Source organism: Dehalococcoidales bacterium (assembly GCA_035529395.1).
In the GTDB taxonomy this organism is placed as follows: domain Bacteria; phylum Chloroflexota; class Dehalococcoidia; order Dehalococcoidales; family Fen-1064; genus DUES01.
Genome location: DATKWT010000052.1, coordinates 1 through 4,041 on the forward strand (window position 1 = coordinate 1; position 4,041 = coordinate 4,041).

General features: G+C 55.6%; 3 protein-coding genes. 2 read left to right on the forward strand and 1 reads right to left on the reverse strand.

What is annotated here, in order from left to right:
• Nucleotides 1–608 precede the first annotated feature (608 nt).
• A complete protein-coding gene (locus VMW13_03535; protein HUV43884.1) occupies nucleotides 609–1,832 on the reverse strand; it encodes an iron-containing alcohol dehydrogenase in 1,224 nt (407 codons plus the stop codon).
• A gap of 178 nt (nucleotides 1,833–2,010) precedes the next feature.
• Here VMW13_03535 and VMW13_03540 point away from each other — a divergent pair, with 178 nt between their 5' ends.
• Together VMW13_03540 and VMW13_03545 are read left to right on the forward strand one after the other, a co-directional pair.
• Nucleotides 2,011–3,213, forward strand: a complete 1,203-nt coding sequence (locus tag VMW13_03540; GenBank protein ID HUV43885.1) for a CoA transferase — start codon at nucleotides 2,011–2,013, stop codon at nucleotides 3,211–3,213.
• On the forward strand, nucleotides 3,210–4,041 hold an 832-nt coding region (locus tag VMW13_03545), incomplete at its 3' end, for a CoA transferase (protein HUV43886.1). The genes VMW13_03540 and VMW13_03545, both read left to right, overlap by 4 nt.

A 4,041-nucleotide genomic window follows, 5' to 3' on the forward strand; every position in this document is an offset into this window, starting at 1 on the left:
CAGGGAATAGGGAGGGAGTCAAGTCTAATAGGGAGAAGCCACCGCCGAAGGCGGGGAAGAAGGACGATGGTTCAATCTAGACAACGCGCGAGTTCTAAGTGAGTTGTGCCTGATGAGTCGTCTTTCTGGCCTATTCTGAAGCGCGCGTGGCTGCTGAGAGGGGCTGGAGAGAGAGCGTGATTCCTGTGGCAACTTCTGCCAGAGACAAGCGGTCTCCAAGTCAGAATCGCTTGAGTTGTGCACTGGGTAACAATCGACTGTTTTGTTGGCTACAGAACACAGCGAGGGTCCAGCTGACAATCTGTCGGACTCCTCGAATATAAACGGTCGTGGACTAGGTAGCGAGACTGAAAGCCACTTTAAAAGTTCTGCCTATTGTAACCCCAGCTCCACCATAAGGTACCAAGAGCTAATAGCCAGGACCGAAGGTCGGGACGAATGTCCGGGATGCCCCCGTTCTCATCAGGGAGTCGTATCCTGCCGATGATGTAGACCCGTTGCGCATGCCCTGCACACTGTTGCCTCTACTTGAGGAAACAGCCGCGTATTCCCAATCTACTGCTGTGGTGTAAGCCTACACTAGTGTAGGCCTACACTATCGTGTAGGCTTACTTCAGCTCTACTCTGGTCCCGTTCCAGGCATGCATGAAGAGTTGTTTCATTTCATCAGCGGATGCCGGAAATCCTACTGCTTGCCGCCTGTCCGGTGGAAGATTGGCAATATTATTGCCTATTCTGGCCATGTAAAAATCGACTATGGGGTCGAGTTCAGCCTGGAAGTGGGCGCTGTCTATCCCTGCGTCTTTAATAGCAAGCTCAATGCCAACCGATTGTTTTAACTGGTCCAGACCTGCCAGCAGGTTTTCGGTTTTACCCCGGTTACCTCGTCCGGTAATTCCAAGTGCTGTAGCGAGGTCGCTAAAGCGTTTCTTGCGGGAAGGATAAAGCCAGGCAAATACCGGACAGAGCATGAACGCATTGGCACGACCATGAGCGATGTGGAAGACGGCACCGATATCATGGGCAGGTACATGGACTGCTCCCAGTCTGCCATTGCTGAAAGCCATACCTGCCTGAAGCGATGCCGTATGCATCTTATCGCGGGCTTCCATATCTTTACCATTGTTATAGGCTTTCGGTAGCCATTCCCAGATATCTTTGGCTGCCCCCAGCGCCAAAGCATCTACTATCTGTGATGGTTCAATGAGTATGTAGCATTCAATAGCATGAATCAGGGCATCGAAGCCGGTATTAGCCGTTACCACCGGTGGCATTGTGACCGTCAGATCAGGGTCGACGATAGCTACATCGGGTATTATCTGCGGCGACATAAGTCCGGCTTTGTTAGGGGGTGTTACATCGTGGTCAGTAATGACGGCAGAGCTGGTCACCTCCGAACCGGTGCCGCTGCTGGTAGTGATGGCCACAAATATTGCTTTCTTGCGTAGCTCACGATTCCGGAACTCACGCGCGAAATCATTAAATGGCAGGGTGGCCAAATCAGGGTGCTCATAGAGGACCCAGGCTACTTTGCCAACATCCATGGAAGAACCGCCGCCAAGCCCAACGATAATATCAGGTTTGAAATCCCGTACAGAGGAGAACGCATTCCAGGCTGTATCCTTTGACGGTTCAGCCTCAACCTGGTCAAAGACCTGTGTCTCTATGTTATTGGTATGCAGAATCTTCGTGACGCGGTCCAATATTCCCAGATTACGTATGATAGTGTCGGTAACGATGAAGGCTCGTTTTCCTTGTACCGTGGCCAGGCTTTCCAGAGACCCCGGTCCTGAATAGATATGTCTTGGGACGACAAACGTACGATATGCCATGGATACCTCCTGTTTATTAACCGCCATACCAATGATAGTTAGTCGCCGATTAGCTGTCAAGATGCTGTATCGATGATTACCTTTCCTTGACACTTAATTGATGCCTGCCGTAACATGGCTTGAGTAGCTGGTACGGCAAATCTCCAACAATGCGCACACCCATGGAAGGAGTACACCGGTGATACAACAGGCACTCGACGGCATAAGCGTACTCGACCTCGGCGAATATGTATCCGGCCCTTACTGCGCCAAGATGCTGGCCGCCTTTGGCGCCGAGGTCATCAAGGTAGAGAAGCCCGGAAAGGGAGACGTAGCCCGCCGGATGGGGCCCTTCCCGGGAGACGAACCCCACCCGGAAAGAAGCGGTGCATTCCTTTACCTGAACACCGGTAAGAAGAGCATTACCCTCAACCTGGAGAGTGCCACCGGACTTCAAATATTCAAGGAGCTGGTTGGGACTGCCGACGTGCTGGTGGAGAACTTCCAACCCGGAGTGATGGCCAGTCTTGGCCTGGATTACACAACCCTGGAGAGCATCAATCCCCGGCTGGTTATGACGTCCATCACCGGATTCGGGCAGAGCGGACCGTATCGCGACTACAAAATGTCCTCCATCGTGGGTTATGCCCTAAGCGGACACCAGTACATCAATGGCGAGCCGGACCGGGAGCCTTTGCAGGGCCCGGGGCCGCAGCCCGAGTACCAGGGTGGCCTGCACGGGTTCTTCGGGACGCTGGCTGCCCTTTACTCCCGGGAGGATACCGGTCAGGGACAACAGGTGGATGTCTCCATCATGGAATGCCTGACCGGATTCCACCAGTTCACCATCATCCGTTATACCTACGGCGGCGAGATAAAGTCGCGCACGGGTAACCGTTACGAGAGTAACTACCCGATAACCATCTATCCCTGCAAAGACGGGCACGTAGCCCTGAGCGCCTCCAGCCTGCAGCAGCAGGAGCTCCTCTATGCTTTGGTAGGTATGCCGGAGCTGGGCGAGGACCCCAGGTTCATCAGCCCCCTGGACCGTATCGCCAATGCCGAAGCCTACGACGCCCTGCTGATGCCCTGGTTCCTGGAACGGACCAGGGAGGAGGTCTTTCACACCTGTGAACAGTGGCGCGTGCCCTGCGCACCGGTAACACATCCCGGAGAGTTACTCAGTGACCCCCACTTCCGGGAAAGGGAGTTCTTTGTGGAGGTGGAACATCCGGAGACAGGGACTCTCCCTTACCCCGGAGCCCCGTTCCGGATGTCCGAAACGCCCTGGCAGACCGACCGCGCACCGTTGCTTGGCGAGCACAACGAAGAGATATACTGTCAGCGCCTGGGCTACAGTAGGGAAGACCTGGTTAAGCTGCGGGAACGAGGTTGCATATGATCACACGTGATTTGAGAACGCCGAAGAAAGTGCTCGAAGGAGTGCGTATCCTGGACCTCAGCCGGGTATGGGCCGGCCCCCTGGCTGCCAGGATGCTGGCGGACCTGGGTGCCCAGGTCATACTCATCGAGGCCCCCATCGGTCGCGCCGGTGGTCGTGAAGCCCTGGAGAGAATGCAACAGATGCACAGGGACGGGAGGCATTTCCCCTACTACCCCGACGGCGACCCCGGAGAGCAACCATGGAACCGCATGGGGATGTACAACGACTTCAACCGCAACAAACTCGGTATTGCGCTGGACCTGCGCTACCCTCAGGGCCAGGATATCTTCAAGCGGTTGGTTAAGACGAGTGACATTGTCCTGGAGAACTATACCCCGAGGGTGATGAAAAACTTCGGCCTTGACTACCCGGTACTCCGTGAGGTCAATCCCGGCATCATCATGATTTCCATGCCCGGTTACGGGAATGATGGCCCCTATCGCGACTACCCTGCCTACGGGACCACCCTGGAGCAGCACGCCGGTTTCTCCAGTATCCTTGGCTACCCGGACAGTGGACCCTACCGCACGCAGTCGACATACACCGACCCCGCAGCCTCGATAAACGCCGCCGGAGCGGTGATGCTTGCCCTCTGGCACCGCCGCCGTACCGGACAGGGACAGTACATCGAGCTTGCCCAGATAGAGACCAGTGTCGGTCTTCTTGCTGAACCGCTTCTCGATTTCGCCATGAACGGGCGCGAACCGATACGAACGGGTAACCGGCACCCCTGTATGGCACCCCACGGCTGCTACCGCTGCCGCGGCGACGACGCCTGGCTTTCAG